This is a genomic window from Streptomyces sp. NPDC052023, from assembly GCF_044548465.1.
In the GTDB taxonomy this organism is placed as follows: domain Bacteria; phylum Actinomycetota; class Actinomycetes; order Streptomycetales; family Streptomycetaceae; genus Streptomyces.
This window is the reverse complement of the sequence record NZ_JBIUBW010000025.1, coordinates 69,027-85,211: the sequence shown is the minus strand read 5'-3', so window position 1 is coordinate 85,211 and position 16,185 is coordinate 69,027. Positions and strand designations below refer to the sequence as shown.

At 75.1% G+C, this 16,185-nt stretch carries 11 protein-coding genes and 2 pseudogenes; 11 read left to right on the top strand and 2 right to left on the bottom strand.

Annotation, left to right across the window (positions count from 1 at the left end; genetic code table 11):
- The first annotated feature begins 184 nt into the window (after positions 1-184).
- The 9 genes from ACIHCM_RS33430 to ACIHCM_RS33390 all read left to right on the top strand — a co-directional run bounded on the left by ACIHCM_RS33430 (position 185) and on the right by ACIHCM_RS33390 (position 10,742).
- Positions 185-1,192, top strand: a complete 1,008-nt coding sequence (locus tag ACIHCM_RS33430; RefSeq protein WP_399904399.1) for a FecCD family ABC transporter permease — start codon at positions 185-187, stop codon at positions 1,190-1,192.
- A 20-nt stretch (positions 1,193-1,212) separates the two neighbouring features.
- Positions 1,213-2,034 carry an ABC transporter ATP-binding protein gene (locus ACIHCM_RS33425; protein ID WP_399904396.1) on the top strand — a complete coding sequence of 274 codons (822 nt, stop codon included), beginning with the start codon at positions 1,213-1,215 and terminating at the stop codon, positions 2,032-2,034.
- 57 nt (positions 2,035-2,091) lie between these two features.
- Complete coding sequence (gene amiA, locus ACIHCM_RS33420) at positions 2,092-2,205, top strand: streptamidine family RiPP (protein ID WP_240499128.1); 114 nt, start codon at positions 2,092-2,094, stop codon at positions 2,203-2,205.
- Between the two features lie 91 nt (positions 2,206-2,296).
- Positions 2,297-3,145: a hypothetical protein gene (locus tag ACIHCM_RS33415; protein ID WP_399904392.1), complete on the top strand. Its 849-nt coding sequence runs from the start codon at positions 2,297-2,299 to the stop codon at positions 3,143-3,145.
- Positions 3,142-4,623, top strand: coding sequence for a CocE/NonD family hydrolase (locus ACIHCM_RS33410; protein ID WP_399904389.1), 1,482 nt, complete (start codon positions 3,142-3,144; stop codon positions 4,621-4,623). Before ACIHCM_RS33415 ends, ACIHCM_RS33410 begins: the two co-directional genes overlap by 4 nt.
- Positions 4,620-5,999, top strand: coding sequence for a YcaO-like family protein (locus ACIHCM_RS33405; protein ID WP_399904386.1), 1,380 nt, complete (start codon positions 4,620-4,622; stop codon positions 5,997-5,999). Before ACIHCM_RS33410 ends, ACIHCM_RS33405 begins: the two co-directional genes overlap by 4 nt.
- A gap of 11 nt (positions 6,000-6,010) precedes the next feature.
- Positions 6,011-7,225 carry a SagB/ThcOx family dehydrogenase gene (locus ACIHCM_RS33400; protein ID WP_399904384.1) on the top strand — a complete coding sequence of 405 codons (1,215 nt, stop codon included), beginning with the start codon at positions 6,011-6,013 and terminating at the stop codon, positions 7,223-7,225.
- Positions 7,222-8,961, top strand: a complete 1,740-nt coding sequence (locus ACIHCM_RS33395) for an ABC transporter ATP-binding protein/permease (protein ID WP_399904381.1) — start codon at positions 7,222-7,224, stop codon at positions 8,959-8,961. Before ACIHCM_RS33400 ends, ACIHCM_RS33395 begins: the two co-directional genes overlap by 4 nt.
- Entirely contained in the window at positions 8,958-10,742 is a 1,785-nt protein-coding gene (locus ACIHCM_RS33390) for an ABC transporter ATP-binding protein (RefSeq protein ID WP_399904378.1), read from the top strand. The genes ACIHCM_RS33395 and ACIHCM_RS33390 overlap by 4 nt, the downstream gene beginning before the upstream one ends.
- Before the next feature lie 577 nt (positions 10,743-11,319).
- Here the strand turns inward: ACIHCM_RS33390 and ACIHCM_RS33385 are convergent.
- Entirely contained in the window at positions 11,320-11,796 is a 477-nt protein-coding gene (locus ACIHCM_RS33385; protein ID WP_399904375.1) for a hypothetical protein, read from the bottom strand.
- Positions 11,784-12,490: pseudogene (locus ACIHCM_RS33380) on the bottom strand (permease); the annotation flags it as partial. The pseudogene ACIHCM_RS33380 and the gene ACIHCM_RS33385, both read right to left, overlap by 13 nt.
- Before the next feature lie 57 nt (positions 12,491-12,547).
- On the opposite strand from ACIHCM_RS33380, the pseudogene ACIHCM_RS33375 reads away from it, so the two are divergent.
- Both ACIHCM_RS33375 and ACIHCM_RS33370 read left to right on the top strand, forming a co-directional pair.
- Positions 12,548-14,415 (top strand): annotated as a pseudogene (locus tag ACIHCM_RS33375) (ABC transporter ATP-binding protein).
- Complete coding sequence (locus ACIHCM_RS33370) at positions 14,412-16,148, top strand: ABC transporter ATP-binding protein (protein ID WP_399904372.1); 1,737 nt, start codon at positions 14,412-14,414, stop codon at positions 16,146-16,148. Before ACIHCM_RS33375 ends, ACIHCM_RS33370 begins: the two are co-directional and overlap by 4 nt.
- The last annotated feature ends 37 nt before the right edge of the window (positions 16,149-16,185 follow it).

Genomic DNA, 16,185 nt, shown 5'->3' with positions numbered 1-16,185 from the left:
GCGCCGTCGCGGCCGACGGCGTCCCCGGCGCCGGGGCGCCGGACGCGACCCCCCGCGCCCATGCGGTCAACGACATCCCCCTCGCCGGAACGTCGGACGACGCCGGCGGAGAAGACCCCGGGCGCGGTGGGCTCGATGACAACTGCTCGCCCCCTTCCGGGGCGTTCGGTACGGAGGATGTACGGTGACCCGGCGATTCACGGCTCTCGCCGTACTGGCCGTCGTGTGCGCCGGCGTGGAACTGGTGGCCGGGCGCGGCATGTCCCCGGGCGTGGCCTGGGAGGTCCTGAACGGCGGCGGGGACGCGACGGAACGCCACATCCTGTTCCAACTTCGCTTGCCCAGGCTGCTGGTGGCTCTCTGCGCGGGCGCCTGTCTCGCGGTGGCGGGGCTGGTCCTGCAGTCCGCTCTGCGCAATCCCCTTGCCGGGCCGGAGGTGACGGGCGTGACCCCGGGGGCGGTGCTCGGCGCCGTCACCGCGACCGCCCTGGGACTCGCCGGGTGGGACTCACCCCTGGCCGTGGTGCTCGCCGCGTGCGTGGGCGGGTGCGCCGGAGCCGCGCTGCTGTGGTTGCTCGCCGGGCGCGGGCGCGGTGACCCGGCGCAGACCGCCGTGCACGGGGTGCTGGTGTCGGCGGTGCTGGGCGGACTCACCGCCATGGTGCTCCTGGTGGAGCCGGGCGAACTCGGCAGTGTCGTCCAGTGGCTGGTGGGCACCACGGAGGGCCGGGTGTGGCAGCACTGGCACCTGCTGTGGCCGTGGGCCCTCGTCTGGGGGGTCGTGGCCTGGCTGCTGGCCGGGCCGTTGACGCTGCTGCGCTGCGGGGACGACATCGCCCTGGCCGCCGGCCTCTCGGCTCGCCGGGCCCGGACCCTGGCCCTGCTGTGCGCGGTGGCGCTGACGGCGGGCGCGGTGGCCGCCGTAGGAGCGCTGGGTTTCGTGGGGCTGCTCGTCCCGCACGTGGCCGTGGCCGTCTTCGGCGCGGACTTGCGGGTGAGTCTGCCCGGCGCCGCCCTGGCGGGCGCGGTGGTCGTGTGCGGGGCGGACGCGGCGGCGCAGCTGTCCTCGCGGCTGCTGGCGGGGGTGCTGGACTCCGGACGGCTCACGCTGCCGGTCGGGGCGCTCACCGCCTGCCTCGGGGCCGCGTTGCTGCTGGTCGTCGTGCGCCGCACGCCGAGCCGTTCGTTCTGACGTCGAATCGAGGACAGAGCATGACCGAGCCCGTGGGGATCCACGTCGAGGGGGTCCATTTCGGCTACCCCGGGCGACCCGTGCTGCGGGGCGTCGACCTGACCGTACGGCCGGGCGAACTGACCGCCCTCATCGGCCTGAACGGCTGCGGCAAGTCGACCCTGCTGCGACTGGCCGCCGGGCTGCTGCAACCGGACGAAGGGCGCGTCCGGCTCGGCGGGGACGACCTCGCCCGGCTGTCCCGGCGCGCGACGGCCCGGAGGGTGGCCCTGCTGCACCAGTCCGCCCCGGCCGTTCCCGGCATGACCGTGCGTCACCTCGTCCGCCAGGGGCGGTACGCGGCGCGCGGACCGCTGGGCATGCTGCGTGAGGGCGACGATCCCGTCGTGCACCGGGCGCTGCGGGATGTCGGGGTGGCGGAGTGGGCCGACCGTGACGTCGACGCGCTGTCCGGAGGCGAGCGGCAGCGGGTGCGGCTCGCGATGGCGCTCGCCCAGGACACGCGCGTCCTGCTGCTCGACGAGCCGACCACCTACCTGGATCTGCACCACCAGCTCGACGTGCTGCAGACGGTGGTCCGCCTGCGTGAGGAGCGCGGGCTCACCGTGGTGATGGTGCTGCACGACCTGGCCCACGCGGCCCGGTTCGCCGAACGCGTCGTCGCCCTGCGCGACGGCCGTGTGGTGGCCGACGGGGCGCCGGGGGAGGTGGTGACCCCGGGGTTGCTGGCGGACGTGCTGAAGGTGGCCGGACGGGTCGGCCGGGACCCCGAGGGAGGCTGGCCGGTGTGTTACCCAGATCACCCTCTCCCAGACCTAGAATATGAAAATCAGATTCATTAGATTGTCATCGCGGCGCTCGCTCGAGCGTCGTAACTCCCGATCTAACAAGGAGAGTTCATGGAGAACGAGCAGATCTTCACGCCGATCGCCGACCAGGGCCAGCTGGCGCACGCCTCGGCTTCCCACTCCAACGCGCTCGTCGAGAACCCCTTCGACGACAACGAGGAGTAAGCGAGGGCCTAGCCACCCTCGACCGTGGGCCCGCCCGTTGCCTTCCGGGCGGGCCCACGCCCATCCCCACCCTTTCGTCAGGAGGATCGTCGTGTCCCGCAGCCGACTCGCCCCCGGTGTCGACGTCGTCGCCGTGCCCGGCCGAGGGCTCGCCGTCCGGACCCCGGAAGGGGAGTTCTTCAGCGTCAGGACAGGGGGCGCCGACCAGGACGTTCTGCTCTCCCGGCTCACGGGCGGGTTCACAGGCCCGGCGGACGACGAACTCGACCGTGTGGTACGGGCGTTCGAGGAGACCGGCTATCTGGCGGAAGGGCCGCGGGACGCGCGGTGGCCCGCCGCTCGCCAGGACATCCGGATCCTCGGCGACCCGGTACTGACCGAACCGCTCGCGGCGCAACTGGCCGCCCTGGGCGCCCGGCCTCGCGTGACGGAGACCGCCTCGGGCGGATCACCGCTCGCCGTCGAGGATCTGCTCGACGGAGACCCCTCCGCGGTCGTGTGGTGCCTCGACGGACCCGTGCCGGACGGGTTGTGGGACGCCGCCGACCGCCTGCCCGACCACGGCGTCGCGTGGCTGCGCTGCCACCGCGAGGGCTGGCAGGCGTACGTCGAGCCGGTGGCCGCCGCTCCCTCGGACGTCACCTCGGGGCATGTCCGGTCCCGCCGGCTCGCCGCCACCCCCGCCCACCGCGAACTGGCCGCGTACTGGAGCGGACCTCGTACCTCCGGCGCGCCGGTCCGGCTCACCCCGCCCGCCGCCACGCTGCTCGCCGCCCTGCTGGCGGACGATCTCCATCGGTGGGCCACCGGCGCACCCGGCACCGTCGGCCTCCCGGCCCGGCGCCGGCTCCGCCGCGTGGACCTGCGCACGCTGACCGTCACCGAGCACCCCGTCCTCCCGGTGCCCGCCGTCGCCCCGATGCCGAAGAAGGACGGATGACAGCGTTCGACGCGGCCGTGGAGGAACTGGCCACCGACGTGGTCCTCCCCGCCGGTGACGGTCCCTTCCCGGCCGTCCTGGTGCGCACCCCCTACGACCGGACCCGGCACCGGGCCGAGGCGCACGGCTGGGCCCGCCGCGGATTCGCCGCCGTCGTCCAGGACGTGCGCGGCCGGTTCGCGTCGCCGGGGGAGTGGCACCCCTACGCGAACGAGGCGGCCGACGGCGCGGCGGCCGTCCGCTGGATCCGACGGCAGCCGTGGAGCGACGGCCGGCTGGTGGCCGTCGGCGCCTCCTACGCGGCCCACTGCGCCCTCGTCCTCGCCCTCGACGCGCCCGACGACGCCCGGCCCGACGCCGTCCTCGCGGCCGTACCCGCCCTCGGCCTGGCGGAGACGGCCCGCGAGGCGTCCGGTGTGGAGCGGCTGCTGTCCCGCGCCGGATGGTGGGCCGCCCACGGTGACCGACCGGACTCGGACGAGGGCGCGCTGGACAAGGCCCTCGCGGCGGACCCCGGTCTCCTCACCCACCTGCCGCTCACCGGCCTCCCCGAACGGCTGGGCCGCGCCCTGCCCTCCTGGGCGGGCCTGTGGCGCCACCGCGACCGCGGACGCCTGACCGCCCGGGCGGCGCAGGCCGCCGTGCCCCTGCTCGCGGTGGGCGGCCACCACGACCACTTCACCGAGGAGACCGTCGCACTCTGGCACGCCTGGGGCGGACCCTCGGCGCGGCTGCTGCTGGGCCCCTGGGGCCACGGCCTCGGTTCCACACCCGGCCCCGACGCCGGCCCGGCCCACCGGGTGAACCTCGGCGAGCTGTACGTGCGCTGGGCCCGCCGCGCCCTGGCCGGCGAACTCGCCCCCGGCCGCCACGGCGCACAGGGACTGGGCGGGGCCGACCTGTGGCTGCCCGCCGGTACGAACGGCGAACCGCGCACCCGGCGGCCGCGGCTGCTGCACGGGGCCGGCTTCACCGCCGACCCCGGCCGGCCCGTCCGCTCCGACGATCTGACCGTCCCCACCGACGGCCCGCCCGACCGCTGCCTGCTCATCACCCCACCGCTGCCGCGTCCGCTCGACGTCGTCGGCCCCGTGAGCGTGCACCTGCGGGCCACCGCGCACACGCCGTCCGCCGACTGGGCCGCCCGGCTGGTCGCCCTCACGCCGGAAGGAGTCGCCGAGCGGCTCGCCGTCGGCATCGTCCGGCGCGCCGAACCGGTTGGCCGCCAGGCCGCGTTCACCCTCGCCCTCGGCCGGCTCGCGCGCCGGCTGCCCGCCGGCACCCGGCTACGCCTGGAGATCGCCGGACACCACTTCCCGGCCCACGCCCGCAACCCGCACACCGGTCAGGACCCGGTGACGGCCGCCACGCTGCACGCCTCCCGGCGCGAGCTCGATCCGGACAGCGTGGTGCTGAGCCTGCCCGTGCTCCCCTCCCGCCCCACCCCCGTCGACCCCGCAGAGGAGATTCCGAGATGACGACGCTGCCGCTGGAAGCACTCGTCGACCCCGTCTGCGGCATCGTCCGCAACGTCGAGCCCGTCGAGCACCCGGCGGGCACCCCGCCCCGCTACACCGCGCTCACGGCCGAGATATCCGACGCCCGCAGACACGGCCTGTGGCCCGCCGACCGGGTCTCCCTCGGCACCACCTTCGGTGACCCCGCCCAGGCCCGCGTCGCCGCGATAGCCGAGGGGGTGGAACGGTACTGCGGCAACCGCGTCCCGCCGCCCGGCCACCCCGACGCCCCCGTGCGGGCCACCGCCACCGAACTGGCCGACAAGGGCCTGCGGCTCTACGGCCCCGGCGACCTGCCCGCGTACGCCGACTGGCAGTACGCCCGGGAGAAGTTCCCCTACCGCCCGCTCACCCCCGACACCCCGGCCCTGTGGACCCGCGGCACCGAACTGCTGCCCGGCGGAGGGACGACGGAGGTCTGGGCACCCGTCGCGCTCACCCACCTCAACTGGCGCCAGGGCGCACTGCGCGAGCTACCCCGCACCCACCACCTCAACTACGCCGGGATCGCCACCGGACAGGGCCTCGACGACGCCGTCGAACGCGGCCTGCTGGAGATCGTCGAACGCGACGCCCTGGAACTGTGGTGGCATCTGGACGGCCCGGCCCGCGGCATCGACCCGGCGAGCGTGCCCGGCCTCGCCGACGACCTCGCCGGCTCGGCGTTCGACGTCCACATCGTCCAGATGCACTCGGAGTTCGCCCCCTGCATGGCCGCGCTCGTGCACGATCCGCGCCTCGGCCTGTACGCCGCCGGGTTCGCCTGCAAGTACGACCCGGCCGAGGCCGCCCGCAAGGCCGTCCTGGAGGCCGTCCACACCTGGGTCTTCACCCAGGGCCTGACCGGCTCCGACGGCTGGGTGTTCCAGGCCGTGGAAGCCGGACTGCTCGCCCGCGGGCTGTACCTGGACCATCGTGCCGACGGCCGCTATCTCGACGCGTGCGGCGAGCAGTTCGAGCACGTACGGGACCTGGGCGCCCACGTGCAGGTGTGGCTCGACGAGCGGATGGCCGCCGAGGCCAGGCGGTTCACCGAACCCGCGCTCGGCACCGTGTCCGTCGGCGAGGTCGAGCCCGGCAGCCGGCAGCGCCTGGACAGCGCGCTGCGGACGGGCGGCCACCGGGTCATGACCTTCGACCTCACCACGGAGGACGTGGCCGAGACCTCCCTGCGCGTCGCACGGGTGCTCGTCTGCGGACTGCTGCCCAACGCCCCCGCCGCCTTCGGCTACTTCGGCTGCCCGCGCCTCGCCGAGGCCGCCGTCGCCCGAGGGTGGCGCACGAGCCCGCCGAGCGCGCCGGAGGACTTCACGCTGGCGCCTCCGCCGCACATGTGAGGGCCGCAGCCGTGGAAGAAGACCTCCGCGAGGACCGGCCGGTGGACCTCGTCGCCGCCCTCGCCCGCGCACGCTCCCCGGAGCCACCAGGACCCGGCACCCCCGCCGGGGGAGCGGTCCGGGCCTGGCCCGGACCGCCGAGCCCCCTCCCGCCGGCCGGCCCGGCCGACCTCGACGTGGGGGCCCTGCTGGGTCTGTCGCTGGCCGCGGCGGACGCCTCGGGACGCCTCCGGCCCGTGGCCTCCGCCGGTGCGCTGCACCCGGTGGACACCGAACTGGTGGTGGGCGCGGGCTGTTCCCTGCCGCCCGGCCGCTACGGCTACGACCCGCTGCGCCACCGCGTCCATCACCTCGGCCGGCCTCCGGGGAACACACCTCCCGGCGTGACCGCCGAACTCTCCGTCACCGCACGGCGCACGGTCTCCCACTACGGTCACCGCGCCTGGCCGCTGCTCCTGCTGGACACCGGGCACGCCGCCGCGGCCCTGTTCCTCGCGGCCCGCGCGCTGGGCACGGACGAGCCCGAGGCACGGCTGGACGGACTCGCCGAGAGCCCGCTGGCCGCCGTGCACATCCCGCCGCCCGACGGGCGGGGCGGCCCGGCGGCGCACCAGGCCGGTGGGCGGGGCCCGGCGCACCAGGACGGTGGGCAGGGCAAGGCGCGCCCGGACGGCGGCGCCCGCGTCCCGGACCCGCCGGGGGGCCCGCCCGCGCCCGCCGAACTGCTGGCGCGCCGCAGTACCCCACCGCCGATGCCGGGCACCCCGTCCGAGGACGCGCTGCGGGCGGTCCTCACCGCCGCCGTACAGGCGGGCACCGGCGACCTGCGCTGGTGCGCCGCGGTCGGTCCGCCCCGACCCGCCCTGGTGGCACTGTCCGCCGACGGCACGACCCTGCGGCGGCACGCGGCGGGAGAGGCCCGCCCGACGCTCGCCGCCTGGGCCGCGGGCCAGGCGTGGCTCGCGGCCGCGGGCGCCGTCCTGCTCGCCCACGGCTGCCCCGCGGACGCCGACGCCATGCACATCCGCCGCGCCCACCTGCGGGCCGGCTTCGCCGTTCACCTTGCCCATGTCACCGCCCTGCGCCACGGGCTGTCGGCCCGGCCCGTCGGCTCCTGGCAGCAGGCGGACCTCGGCGCCGCCCTCGGCGCCGCTCCGGGCCGGGACTGGGTCGTCCACGGACTGGCCCTCGGCACCCGCCACGCCGACGAGGAGAACACCACGTGATCGTCCACCCCGAGCTGCGCCGCGCCGCCGGGCGCACCCGGCGCCCCCTGCTCGCGGCCACCCTCCTGCAGGGCGCCGTCACCCTGACCCACCTGGCGCAGGCCGCACTGCTGGCCCTCGCGCTCGCCCACTTGGCCCGCGGTGACACCGGCGAGCTTCCGCGGCTGCTGGCCGCGGTGCTCGCCGTCGTCGCCGCCCGCGCCGGGCTCACCCTGTGGCAGCGGCACACCGCCACCCGTGCCGGGGCCCGCGTCAGGGTGGCCCTGCGGGACGAACTGCTCGTCCACCTGGGTCGGTTGGGGCCCGCCCACCTGACCACCGCCCGAGCCGGGGCGGTCCGCACCACCCTCGTCGACGGGGTGGAGGGCGTCGACGCCTACGTCTCCCGCTACCTGCCCCAGCTCCTGGTCACCCTCACCGTGCCGCCCCTGGTACTGGCGGCCCTGGCCGTGGTCGAACCGTGGGCACTCCTCGGCCTGGTCCCCGCCCTGCTGCTGGCCCTCGCCGGGCCGCGCGCCTGGGACCGGCTGCTGGCCGCCCGCGGCAAGGAGCACTGGGACACCTACGAAGGGCTCGGCGCCGACTACCTGGAGGCACTCCAGGGCATGCCCGCCCTCCGTGCCGCCGGCGCCGTCGGGCGCACCCGCGCACGCCTGGAGGAGCGGTCCGCCGCGCTGCACCGGGCGACCGTCGCCAAACTGCGGGTGTCCCTGGTCGACACCGCCATCACCGACCTCGCCATCCAGGGCGGCACCGTCGCCGCCGCGCTCCTGGCGTGCTGGTCGTCCGCCACCGGATCCACCACGGCGACCGGCACCTATTTGGTGCTGCTGCTGGCCTCCGAGTGCTTCCGGCCGGTCCGCGACCTGGCCCGCGAATGGCACGCCGGATACCTGGGGGTGTCGGCCGCGGACGGTCTCGCGGCCCTGCGCACCGCCGAGCCGGCCGTACCCGACACCGGGGAGATGCGCCCCCACTGGACCACCCCGCCCGAAGTGCGCTTCGACGACGTCCGGTTCGCCTACGACGGCACACCTGCGCCCGCCCTGGACGGCGTTTCCTTCACGGCGCCGGCGGGACGGACCACGGCGATCGTCGGCCCTTCCGGCGCGGGCAAGTCCACGCTGCTGGCCCTGCTGCTGCGCCACCACGACCCGCAGGAGGGCCGCATCACCCTCGACGGGCGCCCCACCACCGCGTACGCACTCGACTCGCTGCGGCAGGGCATCGCCGTCGTCTCACAGGAGACCTACCTCTTCCACGCCACCATCGCCGACAATCTGCGCCTGGCCAGGCCCGGCGCCACGGACGACGACCTGACCCGTGCGGCGCGCGTCGCCGGGGTCCACGACGAGATAGCCGCCCTGCCCGACGGCTACGCCACCGTCCTCGGTGAGCGTGGCGCCACCCTCTCGGGCGGCCAGCGCCAGCGTCTCGCCCTCGCGCGTGCCCTGCTCGCGGACGCCCGGGTGCTGGTCCTCGACGAGGCCACCAGCGCGGTCGACGAACGCCGCGAAGCGGACATCCTCCGGGAACTGATGAACGCCGCGAGCGGCCGGACCGTCCTGGTGGTCGCCCACCGACTGGCCGCCGTCCGGCACGCCGACCGCATCGTCGTCCTCGACCAAGGACGCGTGGACGCCGTCGGCGAGCACGCCGGCCTGGTCGAGGCCGGAGGCGTCTACACGCGGCTCGTCGACGCCGGCCGCGCCCACCGAGGAGAACTCGCCGCATGAGCACCGCCACCGCTACCACAAGCTCAACCACAACCACCTCCACCACTGCCAAATCCGACACGGACATACCTGCGCGAGGCGCACTGCGGGCCCTCCTGCCCGCCCTCGCCGCCCACCGCGCCATGACGGCCCGCACCTGCGCCGCCGCCCTCCTCGAACAGGGCTCCCTCGTCGCGCTGGTGACCCTGGCCGCGCACACGGTGGGGACCGCCGTCATCGAGGGACGCGCGCCTTCGACCGCCACCGTCACCGCGCTCGTCGTCCTGGTCCTCGTCCGCGCCCTGACGACCTGGCGGGAGATGGACCTCTCGCACGATCTGGCCTACCGGGTGCTGGCCGTCCTGCGGGTGCGCGTCTTCGACGGACTCGCCCGCAGCGCGCCCGCCCGCATCGCTGGCCGGCGCAGCGGCGACCTCGCCGCCACCGCCATGGCCGACGTGGAGGCGCTGGAGTTCTTCTACGCCCACACCACCGCCCAACTGCTCGCCTCGGGAACGGTCCTCACCGGCGGCTCCCTGTTCCTGGCCGTGGTGGAACCCTGGCTGCTGGCCGCCGTACTCCCGGTGGCGGCCCTGCTCGCCGCGGCGCCTTTCGCCGACGCGCGGGGACGCGCGGTACGCGGCGGCCGCACCCGGACGGCCACGGCGAGGCTGTCGGCCGACACGGTGGAGACCGTCGACGGACTGCGCGAGCTGCTGGCCTTCGGCCGGCTCGCGCAGCGCCGCCGCACGCTGGCGGAGCGGGGGCGGCAGGTGGCCGACGCCCAGCGTGCCGAGGCCACGTGGGAGGCGGTCGCCGCATCGGTCCGCGACCTGCTCATCGTGGCCGCCGTCCTCGGCACGGTCGCCGCGGCGGCGCAGTCCGTGACCTCGGGACGGCTGCACGGCGCGTGGGCCCCGGCGGCGATGGCCCTGGCCCTGTCCGTCCTCGGTCCGGTCGCGGAGTCGGCCCGCGCCCTGAGCCAGGCCGTGGCACTGCGCGCCGCGGCATCCCGCGTCGGCGCGGCCGTCAAGGCCCCCGCCCTCGCCCCGCCGCCCGCGGCGCCCCGACCCCTGCCGCCCGGTCCGCTGGGTGTCCGGCTGCACGGGGTGCGGTTCGACTACGGCGGACAGCCCGTGCTGGACGGCGTTGACCTGACCATCCCCCCGGGGCAGACACTCGCCCTGGTCGGTGTCTCGGGCGCCGGCAAGTCGACCTGCGCTCACCTGCTCGCTCGGTTCTGGGACCCTTCCGAGGGAGTGGTCCAGCTGGTGTCCGCCCACGGCGACCCCGTGGACGTCCGGGACGTGAGCGATTCCGAACTGCGGCGCAAGGTCGTCCTCGTGGGACAGGAGACCCCCCTCTTCCACGGCACCCTCGCCGAGAACCTGCGGCTCGCCGCACCTGAAGCGGACGACGACCTGCTCGCCACGACAGCGCGTCGGTGCGGCGTCGACCGGATCGCCGCTATGGACACCCTCATCGGGGAACGCGGCGCAACGCTCTCGGGCGGCCAGCGGGCTCGTATCGCACTCGCCCGCGCGCTGCTGGTCCGCCCGCGCGTCCTCGTCCTCGACGAGTCCACCGCCCACCTGGACAACACCGGCGACGCCCAGCTCGCCGCCGCGCTGCGGGAGGAGGGCCGCACCACGATCGTCATCGCCCACCGGCCGGCCACCATCCGCCGTGCCGACCGCATCGCCGTCCTTGACCAGGGCCGCATCGAGGAGGAGGGAACCTGGGACGACCTCACCGGCCGCCCCGGCAGCGCACTCAACCGCGTACTCACCCTTCCCTCCTGAGCGGGGGGCGCCCCCGTCTCCGGACCGGGAACCAACGAGGGCCGGCGGCCCTGCTCGACGCACGTGGGTCGCGCCGTCGCGCGCGACGCCTCTCGCATACCGCGTAAGGGCGGCGCCCACGCCCCGGCCGCGGAAGCTGGACATGCGTCTGGACGTGGTTCACCACGCCGCAGTGCGCTGCGAGGGGGCCACTCGCGGCGCGGCAGAAGCCGGCCCGCGACCCCGCCGTCCCAGGAGCCGGTGCGCGGCGAGCACGGACAGCATCTCCTGTCAGGGAACCGGGGAGTTCCGCGACCAAGGGGCCGGGCGGGGTGGTGAGCGTGTGTGACGCCAGTGCCCGCGAGCCCGGCCGCCAGGTCGGCCAGTCGGGCCGGGTCGGGGCAGTACCAGTGCATGCGGGCGTCGACCTTGTTCAGGGCGTCGTGCTGTTCTTGGGTGTCGAAGAAGCCGGGGCCGGTGGTGTCAACGGACCGCTCCCGTTGGGGCAGCCTGCACGCGATCGCGCAGCCCACGGGGGGGATTACCGAGAAGAGCCGGGCCGCACCGCACTGTTCATCGCCGCCGACACCGGACACTGCTACGTCGACACCGTGTTCGCCAGACATGGGGAGGCGTCGCGCATCGAGGACTTGGCCCTACGGCAGGTCCGCGGTACGGACGACCTGGCGCTTCCGTGGTCACGCATGGACTGGAACGGGTCGTCCGCACCGGCCGGGGCGGCCCGCGGGTAGGGCCGGAAGGCCCACCCCGGCGGCAGCGCGACGGCGGGCAGGGCGAGCAGCCAGGCGACACGAGGAGCGCCTGTGTGGGCGTGACCGTGGTCCTGCCGACCGTGCACGTCGGCGTCGGCGGAGTCCTCCCGCACCGCTCGCGCGGTCAGCGCGCCCCGTACCAGACGGAGCAGCGCCAGCAGGGCACCCGAGGCGATCAGATAGGGCCGCAGCCCGGCCTGTACGTAGCGGAGGTAGAGGTCGTTGAAGAGCGAGACGCGCAAGACCGAGGCGCCGACGAGCAGCAACAGCAGGGCGGAGCCGTACTTCCTCACAGCAGCCACCGCCCCACCAGGACACTGCCCGTCACCGCGGCTACCCAGGTGACGGACGAGAACCGGGGTACGAAGCCTCGCCCGAACGTGCCCGCCTGGAGGGCGAAGAGCTCCAAGTCGACCGGCTCCGCCACCATGAACGCCAACTGGGCCACCGGCCCGAAACCGCTCAGTGACGCCGCCACGAAGGCGTCCGCCTCGCTGCACACGCACAGCACCACGGCGAGCCGCGCCAGAATCAGAACCGACACCCAGGCGGATGCCGTGAAGACGTCGAGCAACGAGCGCGGCACGGTGATGTTGACGGTGACCGCCGCGGCCGCCCCGACCACCAGGAAGCCTCCGGCGTGCGGGAAGTCGTGCTGCAGCCCGGACGCGAAGGCGCCCGCGCGCGAACCCGCGGCCTCGGTGGCGGGCCGTGTCGGCAGCCGCAGCCACTCCGGGCGCCCGAAGCGTGCCCACAGCCACCCATGGTCACGGCAGTGGCCAGCGAGGCGGCGAACCGGGCCACCACCATCATCGGTTCACCGATGAAGGCGAGGGACGTGGCGACAAGCACCACGGGGTTGACCGCGGGCGCGGACGACAGGAAGGTGAGGGCGGCCGCCGGTGCCACCCCGCGCCGCATGAGACTGCCGGCCACCGGCACGGACGCGCACTCGCACCCGGGCAGCACCACCCCGGCCGCACCCGCCACGGGCAGCCGCCGCATCACCGAGGCGGGCGGCAGGCCCATCCCCGAAATCGGAGTACTCGTCAAGTGAAGTCACAACCGCCCGAGCCCGGCCCGGCCCCGGCAGCCGAGGACGCCACCGCCGACGGCGCGGGCACCTCCGCCACCCCGCCCTCCCCGCTGCGCAGGCTCGCCGAGCCCGTCCGCGGCCGACTGGCCGTCGCCGTCGGCCTCCAGGCCGTCGCCGCCCTCGCCGGAGTGGTCCCGTTCATCGCCGTCTCCCGCATAGCCGAACGCCTCACCGAAGGCTCTCCGGCCGACGGCGACGCCCTCTGGCCGCTGGTGGCGCTGGCCTGCTCGGCCGGCTTCGTCGCCCTGGTGTGCGGCACCGCGGCCGGCGCCCTCGCCCACCTCGCCGACAACGACCTCCAGCTCACCCTCCGCCGCCGGCTCGCCCGGCACATCGGACGGCTGCCGCTCGGCCGGCTCACCGACCGGGGCACCGGCGAGGTCAAACAGGCCGTGCAGGACGACGTGAGCGCGCTGCACACCCTCTGTGCGCACACCCTCCTCGACGTCGTCTCCGTCCTCACCGCCCCGCTGCTCACCCTCGCCTATCTGTTCACCGTCGACTGGCGCCTCGCCCTGATCAGCGTGGTCCCCCTGCTGCTCGGTGTCTTCCTGTTCAGCCGGGCCATGGCGGGCGCGGCGGCGCAGATGGCGGAGTTCGGCGCCGCGGTGGGCCGGATCTCCGCCGCCGCCGTGGAGTTCGCCTCCGGCATCGCCGTGTTCAAGAGCTTCGGGCGCGGCAGCAAGGCCCACGAACGCTTCGTCCGCGCCACCGAGGGCTTCGCCGACTTCTTCTCCGGCTGGGTCCGCTCCACCCTCGCCACCTCCACCGCCGCGATCCTGGTGGTCACTCCGGCCGTGGTCCTGCTGCTCCTGGCCGCACCCGGCGCGGTGTTCGTCACCCAGGGCTGGATGACCGGCGCCGAACTCGTACCCTTCCTGCTGCTCGGCCCCGCGGTCGCCGCCCCCATGGGCGTCGTCGGCCCCCGCATCCAGCAGATCCGGGCCGGCCAGGCCGCCGCCGTACGCGTCACCGAACTCCTGGACGCCCCCACCCTCCCCGAGCCCACGACCCCCGCCCTCCCCGACGGCCACCACGTCCGTCTGCGCGGGGTGTCCTTCTCCTACGACGGGACCACCGACGTCCTCAGCGGCGTCGACCTCGACCTGGCCCCCGGCACCGCACTCGTCGGCCCCTCCGGCTCGGGCAAGTCCACCCTGGCCTCCTTGCTGCCCCGCTTCCACGACGTCACGGCCGGCACCGTGACCCTCGGCGGCGCCGACCTGCGGGACATCCCCGCCACCGAGCTGTACCGACGGGTGGGCTTCGTCCTCCAGGACGTACGGTTGCTCCGCGCGAGCGTCGCCGACAACATCCGCCTGGGCCGCCCCGAAGCCACCGACGAGGAAGTCGAACGGTGCGCCCGCGCCGCCCGCATCCACGACCGGATCACGGAGCTGCCCGACGGCTACGCGACCGAACTCGGCACGGCCGTCACCTTCTCCGGCGGCGAGGCCCAACGACTGTCCATCGCGCGGGCGTTGCTCGCCGACGCGCCCGTCCTCGTCCTCGACGAGGCGACCGCCCACGCCGACCCGCACTCCGAGGCGCTGATCCAGGACGGCCTGTCCGCGCTCGCGGCCGGCCGCACCCTGCTCGTCATCGCCCACCGGCTGGCGACCATCCGCTCCGCCGACCGGATCGTGGTGCTGGAGGACGGACGCGTCACCGAACAGGGCCGCCACGACGACCTGATGGCCGCCGACGGCCGCTACGCCGCGCTGTGGGACGCCCAGAGCGGCACGGGCCCGGACGCATCGACGGCGTACCGAACCAGCGGCCCGTCCGCGCGGGGGCCGACATCCGAGGGGGAAGCGCACGATGATCCGTCAGCTCTACCGCGTCCTGGGCCCGGAGGGCTCCCGGCCGCTGAACCGGCTGCTGCTGCTCCAGTCCGGGGCGGCCGTACTCCAGGGCGTCGCCTTCGCGCTCCTGGTGCCCGTCCTCAAGGCCCTGCTCGGGTCCCACCCTGCCGACGTCCGGCCGTGGCTGGCGGCGTTCGCCGGCTGCGTGGTCGTCTACGCCGTACTCCAGGGCGCCGCTCTCAGCGGCGGGTTCACGGTCGGCTCCCAGCTCTCCCGGGTGCTGCACCGGCGGCTGGCCGACCAGGCGCTGCGCCTGCCGCTGGGCTGGTTCACCGCCGGCCGGACCGCCGAGTTCTGCCGACTCGCCGGGCAGAACGTCATCCAGGTGATGAGCACGCCGGCCCACCTGCTGCGCCCGTTCATCAGCTCCTTGCTCACCCCGGTGACTCTGATCGTCGCCACCTTCTTCTTCGACGTCCGTACCGCCCTGGTGCTCCTGGTCTGCGCACCCGTGCTCTATGCCGTCCAGCAGGGGAGCACGTCGCTGATGCGCCGCCTCGACCTCGGCCGCGACGCCGCCATCGGCGAGTCCGCCGACCGGGTCCTCGAGTACACCCGCAACCAGCCGGTCCTGCGCGCGTTCGGCCGGACCGCGGAGGGCTACGACGCCCTGGTGGCCGAGGCGCGGGCCGACCGTCGGCTCATCGCGCGCGGCCTGCCCGGCCTGGTCTCCTTCACCTTCGCCACCCGGCTCGTCTTCGCCCTGCTGCTGGCCCTCGGCGTCTCCTGGCAGCTCGACGGGTCGCTCACCGTGCCCACACTGCTGGCGCTCCTGGTGCTGCTGGTCCGCCTGATCGACAGCGTGTCGTCCGCCGCCGAGGCCGGCGCCGGCATGCGCATCGCCCGCAACACCCTGGAACGGCTCGGCGCCATCCTCGACGAACCGCCCTTCCCTCAGCCCGCCGAGCCCCGGACACCCCGTGACGCGAGCGTGGAGTTCACCGGCGTGACCTTCCACTACGACGGGGGTGAGAGCGGCGGGCGTGCCGTCCTGGACGACGTGACCTTCCGCCTGCCCGAGCGCAGCATGACGGCGCTGGTGGGACCCTCCGGCGCCGGCAAGACCACGGTCGCCTCGCTGATCGCCCGTTTCCGGGACACCATGCAGGGCACCGTCCGCATCGGCGGCGTGGTCGTCCGCGACATCACCGCCGACGACCTGGCCGCACACGTCTCGCTCGTCTTCCAGGACGTCTACCTCTTCGACGGCACGATCGAGGAGAACGTCAGGATCGCCGCCCCGGACGCGGACGCCGCCGAACTGGCGGAGGCCGCAGCCCTGTCCGGCCTGGACCGGGTGATCGCGGAACTGCCCGACGGCTGGGACACCAAGGTGGGAGAAGGCGGCGCACGCCTGTCCGGCGGGCAGCGCCAGCGCGTGTCCATCGCCCGCGCCCTGCTGAAGGACGCGCCGATCCTCGTCCTCGACGAGGCCACCGCCGCGCTCGACCAGGAGAACGAGGCGCTGTTCGCCGAGGCCGTGCGCACCCTCGCCGACCGCAAGACCCTGCTGGTCATCGCACACTGGCTCAGCACCGTCCTCCACGCCGACCAGATCCTGGTCCTGGAGGACGGGCGGATCACCGAGCGCGGCACGCACGAGGACCTGGTCACGGCGGGCGGCACATACGCCTCCTTCTGGCAGCGCCGGGCCCGCGCCCACGGCTGGCGGCTGGAGGGAGCACGGACATGAACCCGCACCCGGAAGCACCGATTCACCCGGATCCGGC

Bases quoted from the DNA above. Each gene is read 5' to 3' on its own strand.
- ACIHCM_RS33425 (WP_399904396.1), top strand. From the start codon at position 1,213: ATGACCGAGCCCGTGGGGATCCACGTCGAGGGGGTCCATTTCGGCTAC.
- amiA (WP_240499128.1), top strand. From the start codon at position 2,092: ATGGAGAACGAGCAGATCTTCACGCCGATCGCCGACCAGGGCCAGCTG.
- ACIHCM_RS33410 (WP_399904389.1), top strand. From the start codon at position 3,142: ATGACAGCGTTCGACGCGGCCGTGGAGGAACTGGCCACCGACGTGGTC.
- ACIHCM_RS33405 (WP_399904386.1), top strand. From the start codon at position 4,620: ATGACGACGCTGCCGCTGGAAGCACTCGTCGACCCCGTCTGCGGCATC.
- ACIHCM_RS33390 (WP_399904378.1), top strand. From the start codon at position 8,958: ATGAGCACCGCCACCGCTACCACAAGCTCAACCACAACCACCTCCACC.
- ACIHCM_RS33370 (WP_399904372.1), top strand. From the start codon at position 14,412: ATGATCCGTCAGCTCTACCGCGTCCTGGGCCCGGAGGGCTCCCGGCCG.